Genomic DNA, 3,804 nt, shown 5'->3' with positions numbered 1-3,804 from the left:
GGGTGGCTATGTTGATCATGTCGCGAAGATCGATCGTTACGTGGCCATTCTCTGTGGCCCCGCAATGGAACGCTACGGCGCGAATCCTCTCACCTTCCGGAAGGTGAAATCGGAAGACGAAGAATCCATCTTCAAGTTCGCCGATACGCTGACCAGCCGCGCGGAGATCGGCGATCTTGTGCAGGTCTTCAAAGATGAGGTCATCGCCATCATCGGCCTCGGCGGCACCGGCTCGTACGTCCTTGATTACATGGTCAAGACGCCGGTCGCACGCATTATCGGGTTCGACCGCGATCCCTATCACGTTCACAACGCTTTTCGATCACCGGGAAAGCTTTCAGATGAAGGCGAACTCGATCGTGCAAAGGCAGAAGTGTACCAGGGCCGCTACGAGAACTTCCGGCATGGCCTCACGCTCTTGCCAAAATTCATAGACGAGTCCTGTATAGAGGACTTGAAGGACGTCACATTTGCATTTGTTTGCGTTGACAAGGGCAGCTCGCGGCGTGGGATTTTCGATCTGCTGACGAAGTTGCAAATCCCGTTCGTTGACGTCGGCATGGGCCTCAATCGAAAGCAGCACGCGATCAACGGCACGTTGCGCGCCACGTACTATGAGCCGAACCGGGCCCAAGAGATGCGAGATCGAAACTTGGCCGAGCTTTCCGATCGCCCCGACGATGAGTATCGCGTCACGGTGCAAATTGCCGAGCTTAATGCCCTTAATGCCTGCCTTGCTGTAATTCGGTATAAGCAAATCATGGGATTTTATCTGGACGAGAACCACTTCGATCACATGCTCTTCAAGGTGAACGACATCAAGATTCATGGTGAACCGCAATGATCGAGTCCTTTCGCCTCAATCGCGTGCAGTACATTCCCAAGGCACTCGAGCCCGGCGTCCTATACGTTGCCGCCGAGTTTGACATCGCCGCCCACCTTTGTGCATGTGGCTGCGGAACGAAGGTCACGACGCCGCTCGGTCCCACTGAGTGGCAAGTGAATGATACCGGCCACGGTCCTACTGTCGTTCCCTCAATCGGGAACTGGCAGCTGCCATGCCGTTCGCACTACGTCATCACAGGTGGTAAGACCCTATGGGCAGGACAATGGAGCGAGGCGCAAATAAAGGCTGGCCGTAATGCCGAACAGCGCCGCCGTGCGATCCATTATGCCGCCCGCGCGCACGACCGCAAATGGTGGGTCCGGCTTGGCAAATGGCTTCGCGGTATATTTCGGTAACTCATTGAAGCGGAGAGTGGGCCACTGTGATGCTCCTTCCTTGCGGGTCCGAGCTTTAACGTAACGAGCTGGCACGAGGCGGCGGATATATCCTCGCGGCCAGTTCCGCTAGGACACCGGACGCTGGAGTGTCCGCATTCGGGACCAGACAGTTCGCTATCGTCCAAAAATAGTCGTCACGGTCAAGCCAAGTTTTTGGATCGTCTGTTGATTCGATAGCACGTCGGCGGATCACATCGCTCAATAGCAACGTTTCCTGATAGAGCTGTTCCCTGGCTATGTCTTTGCCAGGGCCAGTGCGGCCTGGACTCCACCTTCGAGGATTTCCGCCGCCCTCGATGGATCGGAAACGGCTCGCGCAATCTGAAGTGTGCCTACCATTAAGCTGAACATCGCCATTGCGCGCTCGGATGGTGAGGACGACGGCGAGGCTGGAAGATACGACGCGAGTGCCTCGATATAACGCGCCAATCCATCCTCGTAAGCCTTTCGAGTCGAATCCGGTTGACGCCCGATTTCAGGCAAGAGTGCGGCCGATGGGCAGCCATCTTCGCTACCTTGCAGATGGGCAACGTTCAAATAATCGCGAATGACATCTTCAATTCCACGGTTTGCTGTTAGGGCCTGCTCCAAATTTGCGAGCTGATCATTCAGAGCGCTGACAACGGCCTCCTTCACGAGCGTCTCTTTTGAATCGAAATGCGGATAAAATGCCCCGTTTGTCAGGCCGGCCTCCGACATGATTCCTGCCAGGCCCGATGCTGCCGCACCTTCTCTGCGAAAACGCTTGGAAGCGACGTCGATAATTCGGCGTCGCGTGCTTTCCTTGTGACCCTTTTCAAAGCGCATCTATGTGTTCCGTAAATGGTTAGGCCTCTGCATTACATCGTTCTCGCGATTAAAGCAGCGGCTTACGACAGGTTACGATGCTGCAGATTCGAGCACGGATTGCAGATCTTTATCAAGATTTCTCGCGACTTCATTGACTTCGGGGTCCCCGAACTGGCCGAAGGTGGAGACCGGCCGATCATACTCGAATGCGACACCGTCGCTGTCCTCGCGAAGGAGCACACGGATAGGTGCATAGAGGCCGGCAGAGATGCGATGCCGGGTCATYTTTGTCGCGGTAAGCGGATTGCCTATGTCGTATTGTATCGCCTGACGCTGAAGACCGGCTACTTGAACCGCAGCGCCGTGATCTCGAAATCCGAAAATCGATAGCGGCGGGAGCGCCTCGAGTTCACGAAGCGCTCGGGTCGTTTCGCGATAACGAAGGAGCGTAAAGATCCCGTCGTCGATCCTGGGAATCATACTTTCCAGGTTCGACTTGACGGCGTCGAAGCCTTTGCTGGAGTGGATTGTAACGTGTTCTACTTCAATCGTCTGGATGTCGACCGATTTGCTTGCCATTCTCATGCCTTCTACGTTGGGTTCGTGTGTCTGTTCGTCTTTTGCTGCTGGTCTTCAGAGAGACGAGATATCAAGCGCTTCCACTTGACGGGCGACTGACAGCAACCTGCGATCCCCGCCAAAGGGAGCATCGATTTCAAGGCCGATTGGAAGGCCGTTGCCCGCGTTGCCCATCGGAAGGCTGATCCCCGGTAGGCCGGCACCACTTGCTGGGACAGTGTTCTTCGCCAAGGCAGCGAAGGTCACTTCCTGCCCTGCGATCAGAAACTGGTTTTCCTTTCCGATCTCGGGTGCGGTGCAAGGTGTCGTCGGGAGGAGAAGCGCCTCAGCCCCGCTTGCCGCAAATGCATCGCTGAACAACCGCTGAAGTTTCGGCCGGTCCTTGGCCAATACCGCGCTATAGCTGTCTTCAGAGAGCCATTTGGAGCCACTTGGCAGAACATGGTGCTGCCACGCTTCTTTCAGGCCCGGCTTGAGGTCCCGGTAAATTTCCTCGAAGGAGGTGGGAATACCGTTCTCTCTGAGAAACGCGGATATCGCACCCATCGTCTCACGGAAGAAGATGTTCCAGGTTGTCGTGTCGGCGAGCGCCGAGAACTCTTCTCCGAAATCAATTTCGACGATTTCGGCGCCGGCATCGCGCAGTCTGTGAATGACGTTGTTGAAACGTCCCTCGACCTCGGGATCGATGAGGTCGAGATATTGCTTGGGCGCATAGGCGAACTTCACGCCCTTCAGGTCACCCAATTCGGTGGCCATCGGTGCAGGATCCTTCGTGACGACCTGGTCGATGAGCTCGCAGTCTTCGACCGTGCGAGCGAACACGCCCGTCGTGTCGAGAACATGGGAAATCGGAGCAACGCCGCCTCGTGGCCAACGCCCTGTCGTCGGCTTGAAGCCAACGACGCCACACAACGATGCCGGCACCCGGATTGAACCGATGGTGTCTCCTCCGAACGCTGCGGGCACGATGCCAGCGGCAACGGCCGCCGCGGACCCGCTTGAGGACCCACCACTGACGCGACTAGGAGCGCGAGGATTTTTCACCTGGCCATACGGATTGTTGTCGCCGGTCAACCCGAAGGACATCTCGACAAGGTTGTTCTTTCCGAAAACGATCGCGCCAGCCTCTTTGATCGCGCCATCCACCTC

Annotated in this window: 5 protein-coding genes; 2 read left to right on the top strand and 3 right to left on the bottom strand. The window is 56.4% G+C overall.

Annotation, left to right across the window (positions count from 1 at the left end):
- Positions 1-844: ThiF family adenylyltransferase (locus AC1D1Z_RS35005; protein WP_477853370.1), on the top strand; the 844-nt coding region annotated here is incomplete at its 5' end.
- Positions 841-1,242, top strand: coding sequence for a ubiquitination-like system serine protease family protein (locus tag AC1D1Z_RS35000; RefSeq protein ID WP_222335651.1), 402 nt, complete (start codon positions 841-843; stop codon positions 1,240-1,242). The genes AC1D1Z_RS35005 and AC1D1Z_RS35000, both read left to right, overlap by 4 nt.
- Positions 1,243-1,518: 276 nt before the next feature.
- Here AC1D1Z_RS35000 and AC1D1Z_RS34995 read toward each other — a convergent pair whose 3' ends face one another.
- The 3 genes from AC1D1Z_RS34995 to AC1D1Z_RS34985 form a co-directional block, all read right to left on the bottom strand.
- A complete protein-coding gene (locus tag AC1D1Z_RS34995; protein WP_477853368.1) occupies positions 1,519-2,091 on the bottom strand; it encodes a TetR/AcrR family transcriptional regulator in 573 nt (190 codons plus the stop codon).
- A gap of 72 nt (positions 2,092-2,163) precedes the next feature.
- Entirely contained in the window at positions 2,164-2,652 is a 489-nt protein-coding gene (locus AC1D1Z_RS34990; protein WP_477853366.1) for a DUF302 domain-containing protein, read from the bottom strand.
- A 54-nt stretch (positions 2,653-2,706) separates the two neighbouring features.
- Positions 2,707-3,801: an amidase family protein gene (locus AC1D1Z_RS34985; RefSeq protein ID WP_477853371.1), complete on the bottom strand. Its 1,095-nt coding sequence runs from the start codon at positions 3,799-3,801 to the stop codon at positions 2,707-2,709.
- Positions 3,802-3,804: the final 3 nt, after the last annotated feature.

This window comes from Rhizobium sp. P1_E1 (assembly GCF_056406015.1).
The sequence above is the reverse complement of the archived record's forward strand: the minus strand, read 5'-3'. Positions and strand labels throughout refer to the sequence as shown.

Excerpts from the sequence above, each read along its gene's own strand:
- AC1D1Z_RS35000 (WP_222335651.1), top strand. The coding sequence starts at position 841 with ATGATCGAGTCCTTTCGCCTCAATCGCGTGCAGTACATTCCCAAGGCA.
- AC1D1Z_RS34995 (WP_477853368.1), bottom strand. The coding sequence starts at position 2,091 with ATGCGCTTTGAAAAGGGTCACAAGGAAAGCACGCGACGCCGAATTATC.